The organism is Bacillus chungangensis, from assembly GCF_030812995.1.
GTDB lineage: Bacteria > Bacillota > Bacilli > Bacillales > Bacillaceae_C > Bacillus_CF > Bacillus_CF chungangensis.
This window is the reverse complement of the sequence record NZ_JAUSTT010000002.1, coordinates 240,163-261,356: the sequence shown is the minus strand read 5'-3', so window position 1 is coordinate 261,356 and position 21,194 is coordinate 240,163. Positions and strand designations below refer to the sequence as shown.

The 21,194-nt window shown below is 36.7% G+C and carries 18 protein-coding genes and 2 pseudogenes; 11 read left to right on the top strand and 9 right to left on the bottom strand.

The genetic code is table 11. The annotated features are described in order from the left end of the window. Nucleotides 1-183 precede the first annotated feature (183 nt). Nucleotides 184-1,293 (bottom strand): ABC transporter ATP-binding protein, encoded by a 1,110-nt coding sequence (locus J2S08_RS03165; protein WP_307226578.1) that lies wholly within the window; start codon nucleotides 1,291-1,293, stop codon nucleotides 184-186. A 346-nt stretch (nucleotides 1,294-1,639) separates the two neighbouring features. Between J2S08_RS03165 and J2S08_RS03160 the strand changes: the two genes are divergently transcribed. Beyond that, on the top strand, nucleotides 1,640-1,900 hold the full coding sequence (locus J2S08_RS03160; RefSeq protein ID WP_307226576.1) for a metal-sensitive transcriptional regulator: 261 nt from the start codon (nucleotides 1,640-1,642) through the stop codon (nucleotides 1,898-1,900). Between the two features lie 66 nt (nucleotides 1,901-1,966). Here the strand turns inward: J2S08_RS03160 and J2S08_RS03155 are convergent, their stop codons facing one another. Continuing rightward, nucleotides 1,967-2,164 (bottom strand): hypothetical protein, encoded by a 198-nt coding sequence (locus J2S08_RS03155; RefSeq protein WP_307226574.1) that lies wholly within the window; start codon nucleotides 2,162-2,164, stop codon nucleotides 1,967-1,969. A 183-nt stretch (nucleotides 2,165-2,347) separates the two neighbouring features. Then, nucleotides 2,348-2,560 (bottom strand): DUF5342 family protein, encoded by a 213-nt coding sequence (locus J2S08_RS03150; protein ID WP_307226572.1) that lies wholly within the window; start codon nucleotides 2,558-2,560, stop codon nucleotides 2,348-2,350. A gap of 224 nt (nucleotides 2,561-2,784) precedes the next feature. Between J2S08_RS03150 and J2S08_RS03145 the strand changes: the two genes are divergently transcribed. From J2S08_RS03145 to J2S08_RS03135, 3 genes are all read left to right on the top strand, one after another. Continuing rightward, nucleotides 2,785-3,918 (top strand): DUF445 domain-containing protein, encoded by a 1,134-nt coding sequence (locus J2S08_RS03145; protein ID WP_307226571.1) that lies wholly within the window; start codon nucleotides 2,785-2,787, stop codon nucleotides 3,916-3,918. A gap of 177 nt (nucleotides 3,919-4,095) precedes the next feature. After that, nucleotides 4,096-4,455: a YlbF/YmcA family competence regulator gene (locus tag J2S08_RS03140; protein WP_307226569.1), complete on the top strand. Its 360-nt coding sequence runs from the start codon at nucleotides 4,096-4,098 to the stop codon at nucleotides 4,453-4,455. Nucleotides 4,456-4,768: 313 nt separating this feature from the next. Beyond that, complete coding sequence (locus J2S08_RS03135; protein ID WP_307226599.1) at nucleotides 4,769-5,635, top strand: Cof-type HAD-IIB family hydrolase; 867 nt, start codon at nucleotides 4,769-4,771, stop codon at nucleotides 5,633-5,635. Between the two features lie 132 nt (nucleotides 5,636-5,767). On the opposite strand, the gene J2S08_RS22720 is transcribed toward J2S08_RS03135, so the two are convergent. The 4 genes and pseudogenes from J2S08_RS22720 to J2S08_RS22370 form a co-directional block, all read right to left on the bottom strand. Then, nucleotides 5,768-6,598 carry a methyl-accepting chemotaxis protein gene (locus J2S08_RS22720; RefSeq protein WP_442320836.1) on the bottom strand — a complete coding sequence of 277 codons (831 nt, stop codon included), beginning with the start codon at nucleotides 6,596-6,598 and terminating at the stop codon, nucleotides 5,768-5,770. Next, nucleotides 6,581-6,958: pseudogene (locus J2S08_RS22380) on the bottom strand (protoglobin domain-containing protein); the annotation flags it as partial. The pseudogene J2S08_RS22380 and the gene J2S08_RS22720, both read right to left, overlap by 18 nt. 498 nt (nucleotides 6,959-7,456) lie before the next feature. Then, nucleotides 7,457-8,254 (bottom strand): methyl-accepting chemotaxis protein, encoded by a 798-nt coding sequence (locus tag J2S08_RS22375; RefSeq protein WP_442320835.1) that lies wholly within the window; start codon nucleotides 8,252-8,254, stop codon nucleotides 7,457-7,459. Nucleotides 8,255-8,269: 15 nt separating this feature from the next. Next, nucleotides 8,270-8,647 (bottom strand): annotated as a pseudogene (locus tag J2S08_RS22370) (protoglobin domain-containing protein); the annotation flags it as partial. A gap of 326 nt (nucleotides 8,648-8,973) precedes the next feature. Here J2S08_RS22370 and J2S08_RS03120 point away from each other — a divergent pair. Further along, nucleotides 8,974-9,756 carry an enoyl-CoA hydratase gene (locus tag J2S08_RS03120; protein WP_307226563.1) on the top strand — a complete coding sequence of 261 codons (783 nt, stop codon included), beginning with the start codon at nucleotides 8,974-8,976 and terminating at the stop codon, nucleotides 9,754-9,756. A 552-nt stretch (nucleotides 9,757-10,308) separates the two neighbouring features. Here J2S08_RS03120 and J2S08_RS03115 read toward each other — a convergent pair. Beyond that, nucleotides 10,309-10,494 (bottom strand): YhzD family protein, encoded by a 186-nt coding sequence (locus tag J2S08_RS03115; RefSeq protein ID WP_307226561.1) that lies wholly within the window; start codon nucleotides 10,492-10,494, stop codon nucleotides 10,309-10,311. A gap of 244 nt (nucleotides 10,495-10,738) precedes the next feature. Here J2S08_RS03115 and J2S08_RS03110 point away from each other — a divergent pair, with 244 nt between their 5' ends. From J2S08_RS03110 to yhaM, 5 genes are all read left to right on the top strand, one after another. Next, nucleotides 10,739-11,638 (top strand): ABC transporter ATP-binding protein, encoded by a 900-nt coding sequence (locus J2S08_RS03110; protein WP_307226559.1) that lies wholly within the window; start codon nucleotides 10,739-10,741, stop codon nucleotides 11,636-11,638. Then, nucleotides 11,631-12,884, top strand: coding sequence for an ABC transporter permease (locus J2S08_RS03105; RefSeq protein ID WP_307226557.1), 1,254 nt, complete (start codon nucleotides 11,631-11,633; stop codon nucleotides 12,882-12,884). Before J2S08_RS03110 ends, J2S08_RS03105 begins: the two co-directional genes overlap by 8 nt. A 105-nt stretch (nucleotides 12,885-12,989) precedes the next feature. Further along, nucleotides 12,990-14,219 (top strand): metallophosphoesterase family protein, encoded by a 1,230-nt coding sequence (locus tag J2S08_RS03100; RefSeq protein WP_307226555.1) that lies wholly within the window; start codon nucleotides 12,990-12,992, stop codon nucleotides 14,217-14,219. 66 nt (nucleotides 14,220-14,285) lie between these two features. Beyond that, a complete protein-coding gene (locus J2S08_RS03095) occupies nucleotides 14,286-17,279 on the top strand; it encodes an AAA family ATPase (protein ID WP_307226553.1) in 2,994 nt (997 codons plus the stop codon). Nucleotides 17,280-17,338: 59 nt separating this feature from the next. Continuing rightward, nucleotides 17,339-18,277: a 3'-5' exoribonuclease YhaM gene (gene yhaM / locus J2S08_RS03090; RefSeq protein WP_307226551.1), complete on the top strand. Its 939-nt coding sequence runs from the start codon at nucleotides 17,339-17,341 to the stop codon at nucleotides 18,275-18,277. A gap of 199 nt (nucleotides 18,278-18,476) precedes the next feature. On the opposite strand, the gene J2S08_RS03085 is transcribed toward yhaM, so the two are convergent. Then, complete coding sequence (locus tag J2S08_RS03085) at nucleotides 18,477-19,949, bottom strand: sodium/proline symporter (RefSeq protein WP_307226549.1); 1,473 nt, start codon at nucleotides 19,947-19,949, stop codon at nucleotides 18,477-18,479. A 126-nt stretch (nucleotides 19,950-20,075) separates the two neighbouring features. On the opposite strand from J2S08_RS03085, the gene J2S08_RS03080 reads away from it, so the two are divergent. Beyond that, nucleotides 20,076-20,786, top strand: coding sequence for an L-2-amino-thiazoline-4-carboxylic acid hydrolase (locus tag J2S08_RS03080; RefSeq protein WP_307226547.1), 711 nt, complete (start codon nucleotides 20,076-20,078; stop codon nucleotides 20,784-20,786). Nucleotides 20,787-21,194: the final 408 nt, after the last annotated feature.

Sequence of the window (21,194 nt, the reverse complement as noted above, 5' to 3'; positions counted from 1 at the left end):
ATTTTAATGCAAAAGTTATCAAAGCCGGTGAAATTTTACTCGTCGTAAAATTTCACCGGCTTTTTCATGTCAGAGGTGGGTTTTGTCCCAACCTCAGATTTTTTTTTAATATGATGTAGATATTATGAATGTTTTTCGAATGATTCTCATGAAAAAAAACGGAGTGATGATATTTTTGCAGCGTTATTTGTCAACTCCAATCCTTGCTTCAGTTTCACTATCAAAAAAGTGTACTTTGTTCATATCGAAAGCAAGATCAATGGTTTCTCCGGCTTGGATTTCACTTCTAGCATGAATGCGTGTGATAAATTCTTGACCAACAATTTGTGAATAAAGCATCATCTCAGCACCCGTTAATTCAGCGACATCAATAGTAGCAGTAATCTTTGTATTGACGGAAGCATCAATGAAAATTGGTTCGTTATGAATATCTTCTGGACGGATGCCGAGAATTATTTGTTTGCCAACATAGCCATACTCTCTAAGAGCATTCATTTTTCTTTCAGGAATAGAGATTGTAGTTTTTTCATTAAGTATAAAATGACCGTCTTCTAGTTTGCCACGAAAAAAATTCATTGCAGGTGATCCGATAAAACCACCGACAAATACATTATCGGGATTATCATATACCTCCTTTGGAGACCCAATCTGTTGAATCATGCCATCTTTCATAATAACGATACGTGTGGCCATAGTCATTGCTTCTGTTTGGTCGTGAGTGACATAAATGGTTGTTGTTTTCAGACGTTGATGGAGCTTAGCAATTTCAGCACGCATTTGTACACGAAGCTTTGCATCTAAGTTTGATAACGGTTCATCCATTAGAAACACTTTTGCATCGCGAACAATTGCACGCCCAAGTGCTACCCGTTGGCGCTGTCCTCCAGAAAGTGCTTTTGGCTTTCGATTTAAGTATGCTTCTAATCCAAGAATTTTTGCTGCATTTTTTACCCTTTTTTCAATTTCTTTTTTTGGCAATTTGCGTAATTTTAAGCCGAATGCCATATTATCATACACACTCATATGAGGATATAAGGCGTAGTTTTGAAAAACCATGGCAATATCACGGTCTTTTGGTGCAACATCATTAACCCGTTTTCCATCTATGTAAAAATTTCCCTTCGTAATCTCCTCTAATCCAGCAATCATTCGTAATGTTGTGGATTTCCCACAGCCAGAAGGTCCAACAAATACGATAAATTCTTTATCTTCAATATTTAAATTAAAGTCTTTTACAGCCGCGACCTTATTATCATAAACTTTATATATATGCTCCAATTGAAGTTCTGCCATTTGAAAAGCCTCCTAAAGGTAATCTGTACTTTTATTTTAATGAAAGCCGTATCAAACTCCTATGGACAACATGCCTAAAAGTCCTGCAATGTTTTTAGGCATCATGCTTACGTATGTTGTTGTCAAAGTCTAAACAGGCAAGATAAGTTGTAAATGCTAGAAAATAACTTTTTTATTTGTTCTATCATTACTACTCCTCTTTGCTAATTATTTTCCGCTTTTAAGAAGCGAAGATAGATATGTCTTTATTGTAATAAATCGTTTTTTAAAATCATAGGATATCGATTGATAAAGTAAGCATTTTTTTATACACTATGGGGTAGGATAAGTAATCGAGGTGTAGGACATGGAATATTCACAAGAGATGAAAAATCGCTTACGCCGTTTAGAAGGACAGGTGCGAGGCGTCATCAAAATGATGGATGAAGGAAAATACTGCAAGGATGTGGTAACACAGTTATCAGCTGTTCGTTCTGCAGTAGATCGTGCTATTGGCCTTATTGTGGCTAAAAATTTGGAGTCCTGTATTCAAAATTCTAAAGAAGATGGGATGAATGCCGAGGAAGCCATTCAAGAAGCCGTGAATATGCTTGTGAAAAGCAGATAACGAGGATGAATAGATGAAGAAGCTCCTAACGTTAATGATCATTGTTTGGGAGCTTCTTCTTACTTTTTATGGCTGTTCTTCATGAGGTGCTGCTTCTTGTGTCAGTTCCATTGCTTCATCAATATTTGTTGTCTCCTCGCGCATGTGAACAGAGCCTCCTGCCATACCTTCATTGATCATCCTATCGATGTCAAAGTATGCTTTGCTGCGGCCTTCATAAGTTGTATCAGGTAAAAATTCTGGTTCTTCTTTTTTCTCTACCATAACATCATCCTCCTTTTACTTAGTTTAAGCTGATAGAGGATGGCTGCATGCATGGTTTTTATTCTTATTATTGTTATTTATTAGAAAAAAGTTTTTAAAGACCCCACCATGAATTAAATATCGATTAGGTTGGGCGCAAAGGATGGAGAAAGAGAGAAAACCTTACTGATGGATGTTTTCACCTTATTTTTGTTGATCATAGACGTGGAATATCATTAATTCGTGCACTTGCTTTTCAATATCGGTTTGATCTGCTGCAGGAAGTGGATTTCTCCATTCAATCTTGCCATTTGAATGATAAATGCCTTCCCATTTTTGTTTTTTGAAATAAAATGAAATTCTCCAGCCCGGTATTTGCTCGTTATGATAAAGTGATTCATATTGAAAATGCTGCACTCAAATCTACCTCCTTATTTTTTCTGTTAAACAGAATTTTTTCCGTTTCTTTTTGGCCTCGGTTTGACAGGTTGTATCAATTGCATCTATTAAATGATAGCATAATCCTATCGGCGTAATGTCTTTGAATGAAAAGGTTCGTTCGAACTATTTGCAGAATAGGGGCATTCATCCGTATAATCGATTACAGATAGCTTAGACTGGAATAGAAAGGTTGAAGATAGATGGACTCACCATGGGGAATATTATTTATGGCAGTCATTGGGGCTATAATAGGCGGTATGACAAATTTTTTAGCAATTAAGATGCTGTTTCGCCCATATAACCCTATTTATATAGGGAAATGGAAACTGCCTTTTACGCCTGGTTTGATCCCTAAAAGGCAGGATGAAATCGCTGATCAGCTAGGTAAACTTGTTGTTAATCACCTGATAACACCAGAGAGTATTCAGGAGAAATTTAAGGATAAAATATTCCAAAAAGAGATGATTGCTTGGACAGATGAACGCCTAACTGCATGGCTGCAAACACAGGCAACAACAAAGGATGTCCTTGAAAAATTACAAATCGATCATCCGTTGGAAAAAATTCACACATATGTTGAGAAACGTATAGAAAAACAATACTTGGAAACAACAAACGAATGGATGGAAAAATCACTAAGAACATTATTGCCAGAACAATGGCTGCATCGATTAGATGCACAGGCTCCATTAGCAGCGGATTTTCTATTACAAAAAGCCATTTCATTTTTTTCTAGTGAAGAAGGAAAAGTAAGTATTGAGCAAATGATTGACGATTTTTTAAAAGAACGTGGAAAATTAGGCAGTATGGTGAAAATGATGTTAGGAAATACATCACTTGCAGAAAAATTACAGCCCGAGATAATAAAACTGTTAAATAACCAACGTACTAAAAATATGACCATTACATTGATAGAAACTGAATGGGAGAAATGGAAAGATAAAAAAGTAAAAGAGCTGATTCCAGCTGTAGATAATGAAAAAATACTTCAGCATCTAAATAAGTGGCTATGGAAAACGGTTCCTATAGAGTCATGGTTAAATAAACCGATACAAGAGTGGGCAGCTCCTTACCAGCAAACCATAAGGGAAAAAACGATACCCAATATCATTAAAGCGACAGGGACATTCCTTGCAGAGAGTGTAGATGAGATTTTACAGAAACTACAAGTTTCTACCATTGTACGCGATCAAGTGGCTTCTTTTTCATTACAAACATTAGAACAAATGATTCTTGATATTTCTAAGCGAGAGCTGAAAATGATTACTTATCTTGGGGCGTTGTTAGGCGGTTTAATCGGAATAGTTCAAGGGATCATTGTGATGTTTACTTAAGCGATTCATAATCGACATTTGAGTAGTATATGTAAGGGAATATTTCGAAAAAAGAACATTCTTTCAATGAATGCCATACTCTGTTATAGTTAAAAGAGTTCATATGTGTTATCCAAATAATGGATGACATAAGATCGATTTTCTTCATTATCGATCTTATGAGGAGGAGGAAATGTAATGAAAGCAAATATGTATGATTACGCCTATGAATTGGAAAAAGCACTCCGCAGCAGTGCTGAATTTGGAAAGTTAAAAGATATGTATCAAGAAGTGAATGAAGATGAAAGCACGAAAAACATGTTTCATCAATTTCGAGAAATTCAAATGAAGCTGCAAGAAAAGCAGATTACAAATCAAGAAATAACAGAAGAAGAAGTTTTGAAAGCACAACAATCAGCAGCACTTGTTCAACAAAACGAAAAAATCGGAAAATTAATGGAAGCAGAACAGCGAATGAGCATGATGATTAATGAGTTAAACAAAATTATTATGAAGCCTTTGGAAGAATTGTACGGTCCGCTAACTGAACAAGAATAATTCCCTTGTCTACTAAAAATATCCAAAAGCCAGTTTCGAGCATGAAGCTGGTTTTTTCTTGTGGATGGAGCAGGAGAAAAAAGCAGCAAGTTCATTACTGGCAATGTATATCCTGTAGTTCTATCATTACAAGCTTCATCATAATAATAAAATAATCCTGCTTATAAGCTGTACTAGAGACGATTACACTTAGATGAGAATTTATACCTAATTGAAATAGACTCAGGTTTCATTGTGGGGATTCGAACTTTTAGAAAGAAATAATGATATTAGCAAACCATGAATAAAGGCAGAGGGGGAACAATGCATGGTGATACAGCATAGATTGTTAGCGGTAAACGTAGATGGAACATTGCTGCAAGATAATGGGCGTTTAAATAAAAAAACGAAAGAAGCAATTGAATATGTTGTGAAAAAGGGAGTTCATGTAACGATTGTGACAGCACGCGCTTTTCCTGCTGCAAAACAATTGGCCAAAACATTGAGATTAGATTCTGCACTAATCGCGCATAGTGGCGCGTTTATTGCAGAAGAACAACAAAAACCCGTTTTGGTCAAGCGTATATCAGAAAAAATCACGGTTGAGTTAGTGCAATTTCTTGAGCAATTTGATTGTCAAATTCGTCTTGTTCATGAACAATTTTCTATGGCAAATAAACATAAGCTTCCTGAAAATTTGTTGGGAAAAGTAGTGTTTCAGTCATCAAATCGATTTTCTTATTCTGAGCAATTTGTCGAATGCATCAGTGAAAAGTTACATGAAAACCCTGTTTCGCCACCACATTTAGAGGTTCATTTTAATCGTGAAAATGATTTGCTGGATGTGGAGAAATCGATTGAGGCGATGTATGATGAAGTTGTTTGCATTCACCAAGATAAAAATAAACTGATTCTTGTTTCAAAAGGGATTTCAAAATTAAAGGGTTTGCTTTATGTATGTGAACGTTTAGGAATTCAGCGAGAGCATGTAGTTGCGATTGGGAGCGGCATTGATGATTTGCCAATGCTAGAGTGGGCTGGGCTCGGTGTAGCAATGGGGAATGCCCATGACAAATTAATAAAAGCTGCTGATTGGGTAACACGTTCCCACAATGATAACGGAGTCTATTATATGATTAAAGAACAATTTAGAAAACAGCATCCGATTGATTTTCTAAAGAAAATGAATGTCATGAGATGACCAAACATATTGTATTCGAAAAATTTTTCTTATTGCATGAGGAGCGGTTCATGGTGGTTTTGGGTTTGAAGCCTTTATTCCTCTTAAAGCAGTGGGGATAAGGAGAGCCCCCTGCTTCTTGGAGGCAGGAGGTTAAGCCTCTGAATCAGCAGTTGCGTTCACTAGCTGTTTTGAAGCAATGGCTACTTCATTTGCTGTCTCTTCTATTTCAGAGATTTTTTCCAGCAATTCCTGGATTTGCTGATCAATTGTCACATTTTTATTTTTTAATTTATTCATTGCACCAACAGTTGTGTGAAAATATTCATTTGTAGAGCAAATACGGTTGTTTTCTTGAGAAATCATCGCTTTTAACTCATTGATTGACCCTGAAATGAACTTTGATTTTTCGTTCGTATCTTTTAATAATGCATGCACTTGATTGACAGATTCTTTCGTATGTCCCGCTAATTTTCTTACTTCAGAAGCAACAACTGCAAACCCTTTTCCATGTTCTCCAGCCCTTGCTGCCTCAATCGACGCATTCAGAGCTAATAAATTAGTCTGTTCGGCAATATTTGTAACCATTGTTGCAACATCATTAATTTGTTCGTTTAAACGATTAAGCTCAAAGATGTTTTTTTCCATTACATGCATCTGTTCTTGAATCTGCTCCATTTCCGAAACAACCGAGTTCATCTTGCCTTCTGCTTCCTCTGCTTGTTGACTTAACAAGGCCGCTTCATGAATGCTTCCATTGGAGGCAGATTTTATATCAAGAAGAAAATGTTTTATTTTTTCTAGCGAAAGATTAACAGATTGGCTAATATTAGTTAAATTTTTCGCACTGATAGTTGTCGCGTGCTGAACTTTGTTTTTGTATATTTGTTCTTCTTCTATATTATTTTCATATTCGCTTTTATACGCTTCCAAAACAATTTGTTGTTCAAGATTGAGAATTTTTGTTACTGCCTGCAGGAGCAAAAATTTTTCTTTTTCCTCATATCCCGTTTGTACAATGATATCGGTAAAATCTTTTAATAAGTTTTGGAAAGCGCTTAAATACCATTTAATATCTAAGCCTATTTTCAAATGAACATGAGCAATCCGTGATCTCTGCTCTAAAAAATAATCATCAATAACGCCATTAAACATTTCTTGGATATGTTTTGTTAAGGTTATTCTTAATTTTTCGACACTACTGTGTTCTTTAATGATTTTAAACACGCCTGATTCTTGTTCAATATGATCATAAAAGTGTGTTACGATACTATCAATATTTTTTTCCACTAATGGTTGGAAGACTTTCAAAAGAGCTAAATCATCTACTGTTAAATGAATCATTTTTAATTGCAAGTTTATCGTTCCTGGCAGCTGCTGTTGTATGAATACTTTTGATCTACTTTTTTCCTGCTTTTCGGCTAAACTTATCCCTTTTTTATCCCATTTTTTAAAAAAGCCCATTTATGCACACTCCGCCATCATAATTGTTCTATTATCATAGTGTATAACTAGTAAAAATACTAAAAGATCTGAATGAAAAATATTCATTCTTTACTTTTATCGGTTTTTTTATTTCTTATTTTAATTACGACAGTGAATGAAACTGATGAAACAGTATAGTGAAAGCTTACAGAAAGTCATTCACGACAGGATAGGATCACCTATATGACAATTGACTAAAGTGAAGTCTCTTATTCTGTAAGCGTTCAAATTGACACGACCTAAATATCATTAAATCGAGAAGTCAGACCGGAAAGTTTCCCCCCAATTCTCACATTAGATATAGGATTAAATCACAAAAAAAAAGCAAAGACATGCTCTATTTTATGCTAACACCAATTATGTATCTCTATTTCCTGTTACATAGAGGAGTTCTTCAGAAGCTACTGCAACTTTATTTGCAGATTCACCTAGTTCCGATAATTTTTCGAGCAGTTCATGAATTTGTGTATCGATGGTCATGTTTTTACCTTTTAATTGGTTCATTGCATGTACTGTCATTTCAAAATATTCGGTTGTAGAAGCAATATTTTTGTTTTCAGATGAAATAAATGTTTGCAGTTCTCTAATGGAAGTAGAAATAGTGTGTGATTTTTCATCCGTATTGTTTAGCAGTTGATGTACTTGATTCACCGATTCCTTTGTATGTTCCGCAAGTTTTCTTACTTCAGAGGCTACGACAGCAAATCCTTTACCATGTTCGCCAGCTCTTGCCGCTTCAATTGAAGCATTTAAAGCTAAAAGGTTTGTTTGGTCAGCAATTGTTGTTACCATAGCAGCGACTTCATTAATTTGGTTATTCAATTCTTTTAACTCTCTAATATTCGTTTCCATTAACTTCATTCGTTCATGAATCTGCTGCATTTCAAAAGCAATTTTACTAATTCTTTCTTCTGCTTCTGCAGCTTGCTCCTCTAAAAAGACAGTTTCTTTCATACTATCAGACGAGGCAGTTTTAATTTCTATTAGAAACGTTTTTACTTTTTCGAGTGATTGATTAACAGAAACACTAATATTATTTAATACTTTTGTACTTTCAGTTGTTGCTTCCTGCACCCTGTCCTTATATGCTTGTTCCTTCCGCATTTGATTTTCATGCTCTAATTTATATGCCTCAAGAACAATTTGCTGTTCGATATTTAATATTTTTGAAACAGAATGAAAAATCCTAAATTTATCTGCTTCTTCGTAAGGAGTTTTCCTTATTAAGAAAATAAAGTCCTCTAAGAGTTGCTGAAAGGCACTTAAGTACCATTTTACATCTAAACCAATTTTAAGATGAACATGAGCGATCTGAAATCTTTGTTGGACAAAAGCTTGATCAATGATGCCATTGAACATTTCTCTTATATGTATTGCAAGGGTCTTGCTTAACCTTTCGACATTGCTGTGTTTCTCAATGATTTTTGCAACGGCAGGCTCTGTTTGAATTTGGGCATAAAAACGTGCGACAATTGTATTGATATTATCTTCAATATAGGGTTGAAAAACCTTTAAAATGGCTAAGTCGTCTAATGTCAAATCGATCATTTTTAGTTGTCTATCGATTGTGCCAGGTAAAGATGACGATAGTGTAACCTTAGTTTTCATTTGTTCCTTATGTTGTTCTAAATGTAAGCGTTTTTTCTTTTTTGATAAAAAAGCCATTTTATCCACACCTCGGTAATTTCGTTCTTGCCTCAATCATAGTGCAAAATCACAAAAAATACTAGATAAATAGGAAAAAAATACGATAAAATTTCTTTTTAATAGTACTTAATACCCATAAAATGATTAAATAACCTTTCCTGGTTGAAAATGAATGATCATTCAGTTATGATGGGCATAGACAATATTTGGGGATGGGGAGTGTACAAATGAGAAACATGTATGAATTGATAGAATTAGAAGTAATAGATCAAGAGGCATATATTAAATTAAATCGGCCACAATCGCTAAATGCATTGAATTCAACAATGATACAGGAGATTGTCGATTGTTTAAAAACAATCAGCTGCAATGACCAAGTAAAAGTAGTCATTTTACAAGGAAATGACAACGCTTTCTCTGCAGGAGGAGATATAAAGGAGATGCTGACGATCCAAGGGGAAGAACCATTTGCAGCAGTGATGAAGAATATTAACGACATGATGACAATCCTTTATGAGATGCCGAAATTAACAATTGCTGCCGTAGAAGGAGCAGCTGCTGGACTTGGACTAAGCCTTGCATTAGCGGCGGATCATATTATTTGCCACGACAAGAGTAAACTCGCCATGAATTTTATCGGTATTGGATTGATGCCAGATGGGGGAGGCCATTTCTTTTTAAAACGACGAATAGGGGAAGAGAAAGCGAAAAAGCTTATTTGGGAAGGAAAAATACTGACAGCGGCTGAAGCAAAACACATTGGACTGATTGATGAAACAACGGATTATTTACAAACTGCCGTGAAAAACCGACTTGAGAAGTGGAAGAGAAAACCATTGTTGGCAATGATAGAAACAAAAAATGTATATACACAATTACATCGAGAACAGTTAAGGCAGACATTAGCATTAGAAACAAAAGGACAGTGGAAAATGCGGCAAACTGTTGATCATCAAGAAGGAATTAAAGCGTTTGTCGAAAAAAGAGAGCCGCATTTTATAGGGGGATAGAAAGGATTGTGAACTACTCACCACTTATTACCTTGCGGTCTGATTGAAGTGGGAGCTTCTTGGGAACTAGATACTTTTGTTAGCTATCTATATTTACCAAGCTATAAGGGTAGTCCCTATCCCTAGAGAAAATACCAACTAGATGGCGAGTTTCAGCAAATTTTTACTTGCATGTTTTGGAAGTAATTGTTGATTTTCTTTTACTAATACAGAAGCGAAATATTTATTTGTAGATGTTTTAGAAATGGTTACAGACTTAATCAAGCATGGTTTTTTATAGTGCTATCAAACTCCATATTGTATAGACTAATCATAGAACAATCTGTTGGCTTACGCCAACCGAAAATTCATCTCCCACTTTCATTGGGCTATGCCCTTCAGTGGGAGAATTCTTTTCGGAAATCCAGTTAAAACAAGAGAGGAATAAGGCAGGATTATCTATTGAGGAGGCCTCGTTCAAATATAACGAAGGCCTCTTTGATGCTCTAATCGAAGCAAAGACAAAATGATAAAACCGAAGGGAAGCTTATCTCAGTCCATTCTAAAGCCGTATTATGGATGAAACAGAAGTAATTTTCCAGTTGGAGAAGTACAGCGATGCGTTTTTTCTTGCAGCCCTTGTTCTTCGATTAGCGCTGCACCTTTTGTTTTTGCTTCATGATCATCGACAGCATCAAAGGTTTCATCGATTATTTTTTCTCCATTTGGTTCAAAAGCAGTTAGTTTATAGCTTGGCATGTTAAAATCCCCCTTTACATAAAAAAAGAATTATCATTATTTTTACATAATAGCTGCTGATTAGAAAGAGAAATGCATTTTTTTAAAAAAAATGAACCTTATTGGAGATTTAATCGTATAAATAGAAGATCGTTTACTGCTAGATAGTCCATCGTCTACATTAAAATGATTAGATGATTCTTTATTTGCGTAATTTTGATATTATTTCCTAGAATAATGTCGTCTAGATGAAGGAGATGAAAGCATGTCATTACAGTTGGAAAATGTTACGAAGCGTTTTGGTTCATTTACAGCAGTAAATAACTTAACCTTATCCATTCCTGAAAAAGCGATGTTTGGCTTCTTGGGAGCAAATGGAGCTGGCAAAACAACAACATTTAGAATGATTTTAGGTTTACTGACTGCAAATGAAGGAAGAATAACTTGGAATCAGCGTGAAATTAATGATGCTGCGAGTGCCTTTATTGGCTATTTGCCAGAGGAACGTGGTTTATATCCAAAGCTTAAAGTAAAGGATCAGTTGATTTATTTGGCGAGACTGCGGGGAATGGACAAACAGGAGGCAGCAAAAGAATTATCAAAATGGCTAGACCGTTTTCACATACCGGCATATGAAAATAAAAGAGTAGAAGAATTATCAAAAGGGAATCAACAAAAAATTCAATTTATTGCTGCGGTTTTACATAAGCCCACATTGCTCATCCTCGACGAACCGTTTAGTGGACTTGATCCAGTAAATGTCGAAATGCTGAAAAGTGCTGTCCTTGATCTAAAGGAAAATGGCTCTACTATTGTTTTTTCCAGTCACCGCATGGAGCATGTGGAGGAGATGTGTGAAAGCTTATGTATTATGCATCATGGACAACCTGTTGTACACGGTAGTCTGCGTGAAGTCAAAAGTGCTTTTGGCAAAAAGAATGTCGTCATTCATGCAGATATGGATTTGCAATTTTTGGAACAATTTCATGGGGTACTTAACTGGAGGAAAACCACTGAAGGTGTGAAGCTGCAAATTGAGAATGAAGAAACAGCCCAAGCTATTTTAAATCAGATCGCTGGCAAAGGCTTTATTCGTAAGTTTGAGTTAGAAGAACCATCGTTAAATGATATCTTTATTGAGAAGGTAGGTGCAGCATATGAATAAATTTGGCATTATGCTCGGCCATACTTATTTTACAAAGTTAAAGTCAAAATCCTTTATTGTGACAACAGTGATTATGCTTATCGCTGTAATCCTCTTTGCCAACATTGGAAGGATTATTGCCTTTTTTGATAACGATTCGGAAAAATATCATCTTGCAGTTATCGACCAGACAACTGGTGTTTTTGAATTGTTTGAACAACATGTTGGCGATGTCACGGACGATATGATGTTGACGAAAGTAGCAGAAACAGAAGAAGCACTGCAAAAGGCCGTTAATAAAGGCACTTATGATGGCTATCTTATTTTAGAAACAGATAAAACAAATGTGCTGAAAGGCATTTATAAAGCCCCATCGCTTGCACAATCAGGCAGAACGATGGAGTTGCAGAGTGCTTTGCAGGCAACAAAGTCTACTCTTGCTGCGGAACAGCTTCAGCTATCACCTGAACAGTTGGAATCATTAAATAGTCCAGTATTATTAGAAAAGGTCAGCTTAATGGAGCATGCAAAATCAGAAGAGGAATTAAACCAAGCAAGAGGACTTGTCTACATTCTGTTGTTCATTATTTATTTTGCTGTTATTTTTTATGCTAATACAGTCGGAATTGAAATTGCGAATGAGAAATCATCGCGAGTGATGGAAATTCTTATTTCCAGTGTTTCACCGACAAAACAAATGTTTGCCAAGATTATTGGTTTGGCTCTTGTGAGTTTAACACAAATGGCACTTTTTCTTGGAATAGGATATGTAGCGATTAGCAAAAACTTTGATACACTACAGGGCGGTTTTTTTGATTTCTTCGGGTTTGGAGAAACATCTATTTCGTCGATTTTGTACGCTATCGTCTTTTTCTTATTAGGATATTTATTGTTTGCGACATTAGCAGCATTTCTTGGATCACTTGTCAGTAGAACGGAAGATGCACAACAAATGCTTATGCCGATTTCCTTTATCCTTATGATCGGCTTTTTCATTGCTATGTATGGTTTAAGCAATCCCGAATCAACGGTAGTAACGGTAACATCATTCATTCCATTTTTTACACCGATGCTCATGTTTTTAAGGGTGGGAATGCTGAATATACCGTTATGGGAAACAATGCTTTCCATCAGCTTGATGGTATTAACTATTGGCATTTTAGCAACAATTGGTGCCAGAGTCTATCGCGGCGGCGTTCTCATGTACGGGCATTCTCGTTCTTTTAAAGATATTAAAAAAGCACTTCAATTGACGAAAAATGAATAAAGAGTTTCTTCACTTTATAAAAACACCGGTTATCCGGTGTTTTTTTTTGTGAAATCCTTTATAATGAATGGACAAGAACGTATATTCGATGAGGAGAGGTTATTCATGACTAGCGTTCGATTTATCCACGCAGCAGATCTGCATTTAGATAGTCCATTTATAGGGTTGCAGCATTTGCCGAGCTCGATTTGGAGAAGAATACAAGAAAGCACCTTTTCAGCCTTTGAAAAAGTGGTAGATGCTGCAATCAAACGACATGTAGATTTTGTCCTTCTTTGTGGAGATTTGTATGATGGCGAGGATCGCAGTATCAAAGCACAAGCAAGGATGAGAAAGCAATTAGAACGCTTAGAAGAGATGGGAATCTACGTTTATTTGCTGCATGGCAATCATGATCATTTAGGCGGTTTATGGACAACAATTGATATGCCAGGCAATGTACAGACGTTTTCTGCACAGGTAGAAAAGAAGCGCTACACGAAAGAAGATGGTACAACCGTTCATTTGTATGGCTTCAGCTATCCTAATCGTCATGTCCTTGATAGAAAGGTAAATCAATATGTAAAAACAGGCAATGCTCATTTCCATATTGGCTTGCTTCATGGACATTGCGAAGGAGGGAGCAAGGTTCATCAGCCTTATGCGCCTTTTTCGCTTGCTGATTTATTAGAGAAAGGCATGGACTATTGGGCGCTTGGCCATATACATCAACGAAAGATCCTTCATGAGGATCCTGTTGTTCTTTACCCTGGCAATATTCAAGGACGCCATCGGAAAGAAACTGGGGAAAAGGGCTGCTACTTTGTTTCTCTTTCTAAAGAAACTTCAGAGCTGGATTTTATTGAAACAGCGGATATTGTTTGGGAATCTCTCTCCCTTTCAGCTGCTGGAATAGAGCATTTTTCCGAGCTTTTTGCATTATGTAAAAAGAAAATAGAGCATTTTCGCAGAATAGAACAAGGATTGATGTTAGAACTAATATTAACAAATGTAGACAAGCTTTCATTTAATGCACGAGAAAAAATTGAAAACGGAGAATTAATAGAAGTGCTGCAGGATGGAGAGGAAATGGAAGCGGCTTTTGTTTGGATATACTCTATACATGTATCAGACATACGTTCTGGAGCAGATGAAATACAACAACAAGCTTTTACTGAAGAGCTTGCTGAAAGCGTCTCTGAACTAAGAGAATCGTCCATATTTTTAGGCGCTATTCAAGACTTGGCAGGACATACTTATGGCAGTAGATATTTAGAGCCTCTTACAGAAGAAGAGAAAATGAAAATCGTAGAAGAGGCGGCAGCGCTTATGTTAGACAAATTACATAGACGGTAATACATTCAAAAAAGGGGGAAACCGTACGTAAAACATAGCAATATCTGTTTTTCAAAACGGAAGCGAATGAAATTAAAAAGTATTCAAATAGTCGGATATGGAAAATTAGTAGATAGAGAGTTTCATCATTTGTCTAGTCTACAAGTAGTTTATGGAGCCAATGAAGCAGGAAAGTCTACAATGATGTCCTTTATCCATAGTATTTTGTTTGGATTTCCAACGAAACAGCAAACGGCATCTCGATATGAACCGAAGCATGCTTCTAAGTATGGAGGCAGATTGATTGTTGAAACAGAAGTTGATGGCGAAATAATCATTGAACGTATGAAGGGAAAAGCAGTTGGGGATGTTACGCTTCATTTTCAAGATGGTACAGTCGGTGGAGAATTCGAATTGCAGCAGCTTTTGTCGGGAATGGATAAAGCAATGTTTCAGCGGATTTTTTCTTTTGATATCCATGGTTTGCAAGGGGTTCATCTTTTAAAGAGCGAAGAAATTGGACGATATTTACTTGCTGCCGGAACGATTGGGACTGATGCACTTTTGCATGCTGAACAGCAGCTGCAAAAAGAACTTGACAGTCTTTTTAAGCCCAATGGCCGCAAGCCTATTCTTAATCAACAGCTTCAACAGCTAAGGCAAGCGGAAAAAGAGTTGAAAAAAGGGAAAATACAGCAGCAGCAATATGCTCGATTAGTAGCTGAAACAACGAAAATTGAAAAAGAAAAAGACAAATTGCAACAGCTTCAGAAAGAACAGCTGCAAGCAACTTATAAGCTTGAAAAACTTGTGAAAGAATGGCCTTTGATACAAGAAAGAAATCAGCTCCAATCGCAATTAAATGATTCAACTGACTTAGATTTTCCTGCTAATGGCATCGCTAGATTCGAAAAAATGAATGAGCAGCTGCGGTTAACGAGGGGACAACTCAATGTTTATCGAACAAAACAAAGTGAGCTTGAGAAAACAATTTCATGTAAGAAATCGACATTAGCAAATAATGAAACGAGAATCAAAATAGATCAATTACTAGAGAAATGGCCTCAGGTCCAGCAATGGAACGATGATCTGGTACAACTTCAATATGAAATGTCAGATGGCAAGGAACAAATAAAGAAATTAAAAAATGATCTTCATGTTGATGATAAGGAAATTTCTCAGCTTCAGATCGGACAGCTTGGCATGAATATGAAAGAAAAGATACGCCATACTGTACAGGAAAGCAATCGTTTGCTAGTTCAAAAACAAGATATATTAACAAAATGGAACTATGAGACAAAACGATTAGAAGAGGCAGAAGCTGCTTGTACACGAATCGAAAATAATCTGTTGGATGAAGAAGCTTATCGCCGCTTAGACCGTCTTTATCATGAAGGACAAGCAGTGCAAGATTTAAAACAACAGCAGCAAGTTATGACAGCGCAAATCGATTTTTATCAACAGAGAAAAACGGAAGCGGGAGAAAAACGGAAGAAAGCAGCAGCTGTAAAAAGGACGATAGGTTCTTTGGCTGCAATCTTTTTTGTTTCTATAACTGTTTGGAGTGTCATTGCTTTACAATGGCTGTTTGCAAGTACTTCCCTGCTCGCTTTTTTATCTGTTCTTTACCTAAGTTTTTTTACAAAACAAAAGAAAGTTGACCCGTTTGATCATATATTAACACAATTAAAACAAGAAGCTGCAATCATAGAGTCGGAACTAAAGCAAAAAAGCGCTGAACACGAAAATTGGAAAGAAAGCTATGAACAGCAGCGCCAGCTTCGCACATCCTGGAAAGAAGAGCTTATTCGCTTAGAGCGTCAACAAATAGAATGGCGGGAAACGAGGGAGCAATTAGCGTCTTTAGAGAAGATGGAAAAAAATATCGAAGCGCAGCTTCTCCGGATTAAACATATACTTCAACTTCCTGCTGATTTTGCTTCGACAAAGCTGGAAGATGCATTAGACCGATTAAGAGAGATCATTTTATTACAGGAAAAAGTGGATCATAAAGCGCAAAGAATTGCAGATTTGAGTGAAAAGCAATGCCGATGGCACCAAGAACTTACTGCTTTAGTCCAACCGTTTTTGCCAGGATGGCAGGCAAATGAAACAGGGGTTATTCGTTTGAAAGAACGTTTAAAAGGAGAAGATGAACAGTTGGTGCTATACCGCGAAGCGAAAAAACAATTGCAAGCGTTAGAGGATGACAGGATGCAAGTGCAATTGCAGCATGAAGCTTTGCTGCGTGAAACAGCAGCCTTGCTGCAAGCAGCAAATGTACATGACGAAGAAGCGTATTGGGCTAAGGCGGAAGCGCTACATATATATAAAGAACGAAAAGAGAGGCTTTTATTAATCGAACAGCAGCTCTCTGAGGAAGCTATAAAGGAAAGCGGGCATTATCGATCATTGCTGAACGTAGAGCAAGAGCAAGCAAAGCTATTTACAGAAAAAAAACAAACAACAGCACAACTCGAGGAAATGCACAAGCGCCTTGCCAACTTAACTTACGAAATTAAAATGTTAGAAGAAGGCGGTACTTACACTGAACACTTGCATCATTTTTATCACTTGCAATCAATTTACCGAGAAACAGCAAGAAGATGGATGAAATATCAGTTGGCTAAACATCTGCTTCATGAAACAATGAAACGCTTAAAAGCAGAGAGATTGCCAAAAGTAGTGAAAAAAGCACAGGAGTATTTTAAGCTTCTAACCGATGGCGAATATGTTCGCATTCATATACAGGCCGATGATGTTTTTGTCATCGAAAGAAAGGATCGCGTATTGTTCGAAGCGAAGGAAGTCAGTCAAGCAACAAAGGAACAATTATACATTGCATTACGCTTTGCCCTTGTTGCTGTTTTACAAACCGAATATGCTTTTCCTATTATCATCGATGATGGTTTTGTCAATTTTGATCACCGGCGAACGGCAAAGGTAATACAGCTTTTAAAAGAATTCCAGAAGGACACGCAAGTGCTGTTTTTTACTTGCCATCAGCATTTACTGCCCTTTTTTTCGAAAAGCCAAATCATTGAATTGCAACAATACGAAGAAAATTTCACAAAGAGATAAAGAGGAGCGACCTGTGATATACTTTAATTAAAAAACAGGAGAAAATCGGGGGAATATCGATGACAAAAGCACTTTTAGAGCATGAAATAGGGGAGCAGGTGGAGCTTTATCTATTAATTAAAAGTAGTACAAAGAGTATAGCAAGCAACGGAAAGCCTTTCTTGACACTCATTTTACAAGATAGCTCAGGTGAAATCGAAGCCAAGCTCTGGGACGCATCTGACCAGGATGAGAAAAATTACCAGGCTGAGAGAATTGTCAAAGTTGTTGGCGACATTCATAATTATCGCGGCCGCAATCAGTTAAAGCTTAGGCAGATTCGCCCGATCGCTCCAACAGAAAATTATCGCATAGCCGATTTTTTAGAGACTGCACCATTAAGCCAAGAGGAAATGGCTGAAAAAATAACACGATATATTTTTGAAATGAAAAACTCTCATATTCAAAGGATTACAAGACACTTGCTCAAAAAATATCAATCTGTCTTTTTTGAATATCCTGCTGCAACGAAAAATCACCATGAATATGTATCGGGACTCGCTTATCATGTTGTGTCAATGCTTGACCTGGCAAAATCAATTGCTCAATTATATCCTTCCTTAAATCGTGATTTATTGTATGCAGGGGTTATTCTTCACGATCTCGGAAAGGTTATAGAGCTTTCGGGGCCAATTTCTACTTCTTATACAGTAGTAGGGAACTTGCTAGGCCATATTACGATTATGGTGAATGAAATTGGAAAAGCGGCAGATGAACTCGGAATAACAGGAGAAGAAGTGGTCATTCTACAGCACTTAGTGCTTTCTCATCATGGAAAGCAAGAATGGGGCAGTCCGAAACCACCATTAATCAAAGAGGCTGAGATTTTGCATTACATAGACAACCTAGATGCAAAAATGAATATGCTAGATCGAGCACTTCAGCATGTAAAACCAGGAGAATATACGGAACGTATTTTTGCATTGGACAATCGATCCTTTTATAAGCCAACGATATAATACTGTAGTAGTTTCATAATTGATACTATTATAAATGAAGTCAAATGTTTCTGTACGAAGAATGAACGTTCTAAACCTTTGTTCTGCTTCTTATCAGTAGAGCTAAGAGAACCTCACTGATCGAAGTGAAAGAGATCGTACAAGCGACAAATAACTATAAGCTCCTATAAAAGGCTGTCCTTTAGAAAAAGGTGCAGCCTTATGGAGTTTCAACTGCTTCATTTGCTATTTCTATTTTCTTATCTGGAATAAGCAAACTTACGATGATTCCGGTAAAGATAGCAATAAAAAACGTACTAGCTCTTGAAGTGACAATGTCTTCCAACGGAGAGCTTGTCCAGACTATTGCACTGATAAAACCAGTAATAATGGCAGCAACAATGCCAGCACCTGATGTTTTCTTCCAGAAGAATGTCATCAGTATTGCAGCAGAAAAAGTATTTCCAATTCCCGCCCACGCAAAGCTTACGACAGTATAAATTAAAGAATCTGAGACTAAAGAAAGAATAAGTCCTAATGTTCCTCCTGCTATTACCGTTATTCTAGAGATTGTCACCAGGGATCGGCTTGTTAATTTTATATTCAACGATTTATGGATAATATCTTCGCTGACAGATGTTGTGATCACCATTAATTGTGAAGAGGCTGTTGACATAATAGCTGCTAAAATACTCGCAATAAAAATTCCTGCGGCCCAAGGAGGCAGCAAATCTGCCAGCATAAAAGGCAAAAGCATTTCAGAATCGGTTAATGTCCCTTGCTCATATAGAGCAATCCCAAAGATTCCAACTAAAAAAGCACCTACATAGACAACGAGAGTCCAAGATAAGGCAACTATTTTTGCTTGTTTCACTTCTTTTTCGTCTTTCAAGGCCATAAATCTAGAGCTTAACTGAGGTTGTCCCCCAAGCCAGCCAAAAAACCAAGAAAAATTTGCAAATATTAACACGCCTAAGCTAATACCTGTCAATCCACCAGTCCAGCTATTGCCGCCATTTCCCATCTCAACAAGTGAATGCGAAATAGAGAGATGCTGCGCGTGTATTTCTGAATATGCGACAATCGGTACTACGATAAAGGTAGCAAGCATGAGGAAGCTTTGGACAACATCTGTCCAGACGACCGACATGAATCCTCCCATACATGAGTAAGCAATAATAATGACCGAAATAATAATCGTACCCCAAGTAATATTAACACCAGAAATAGAATAGAGTGTTTTGCCTGTTCCAGCGAACTGTCCAGATATATAAAAAATAAAAAATGTTCCAATAATGATGCTTGATATCCATCTGATTAGCTGTCCATGCTGTGGAAATTTGACGGCTAAATAATCTGGCAGCGTATAAACGTTATACTTTTTTCGTTCCTCCATAAACCTTTTAGCGAGAAAAAGCCATGAAAAAACAACACCAAAAAACATGCCCGCTAAAATCCAAATCCCTGATAAACCAGAAATATAAATAAAACCTACTGCCCCTAAAAACATATATGCAGATTCACCAGTAGCTCTTTCTGAAAAGGCAAGTGCCCATCCCGGCAATTTGTTTCCACCTAAAAAAAAGTCACTATGGTCTAAACCCTTTTTACTGAAATAGAATCCAATTCCAAGCAAAGAAATAAGATAAATAGCTATTTCAATAAAGACTATATAAGTACCTGAATCATTCATGATGTAAACTCCTTCTCTAGCTGTATCATATTAATTCTTATAAAACCGATAAGAATTGAATAAATTAAATTTAAAGTATATAATAAAAAAAGTCAACAAGAGAATTTCACATAAGGAGGAATATTGATGAATATAAAAAAAGAGCCATTGCCGCCTTTATCTATGTATTCTATTACTGCTAAACTATTTACGCATCTTGAGAAATCAGTAGTTTCTTCATTTGGAATAGAAGGAAAAAAATTATTGCAGCTAGGAGTTGAACACTTTGGCTATAAAGAAGCTCATGATATTGCAAAACAAGCTGCGATTGAAGGAGAAATCCATGTTTTAGATAAATATATACCTGAAAATGTTACTGCTCAACCTAAATATGGAGATTTGAATATCTATGGGTTAATGGCTAAATTATTTGCTCAAGTGACAAAAGCAGTTGTAGATGAGTATGGAGAACAGGGTAAAAATGCGATTCGAGAAGGTGTCCGTACTTTCGGGGAAGAAAGAGGAAGAGGAATTGCAGAAAGAGCAAAGTATATGAACAAAGATAATACGGTTGATCACTATCTATCAAACTATGATATGGGCCGAAGCGACTTATTTACTTATGAAAATACGTTTAAACCAAATATGATAGAACAAACTTTTACACGCTGTCCATTTGGTCAGCAGTGGGCTGATGATGATATGCATGAGTACGGTATTTTATATTGTGAAATGATTGATCCAGCTGTTGCAAGAGGGTATAACCCGAACTTTCAAGTTGTTCATGATCGTTATATTCTAAAAGAAGGGGTTTGTCATTTTGAATTTAAGCTGGAAGCGGAACAAAGAAATGACTAATTTTGGTAGGTTTTAACGCCCTCCCGTTTTGTCGTCTCTTAGCGTTATCTTGTCCATCATTCGGTCATTGCAGTTTCATTCGCCTTTTTATACAGTTTGATATTTTTTTAAAAAATAATCGGAATATTTTTTGAAGAAATTCATACACTTTAGCATGGTGCAATTTTATCCCACATCTAACTGGCAGTAAGCCCCCCACCTCGGGGAGTAAGAGGAATCAGAAGCGCTAGGTGGGGGATAACCGAAAGTCAAATGTCCGATTGGTTCGGGCCGACAGGATAAGGAAAGCTTCTTGAATCAGCATCGCACGAAGAAAAAGTGCTCTCCTTTTTCGAGGATGTCGGTCACAAAGGCGTTGCAACAGGACAAGGAAAGCTTCGGCAGCGATACATCGCATGAAGAAAAGCG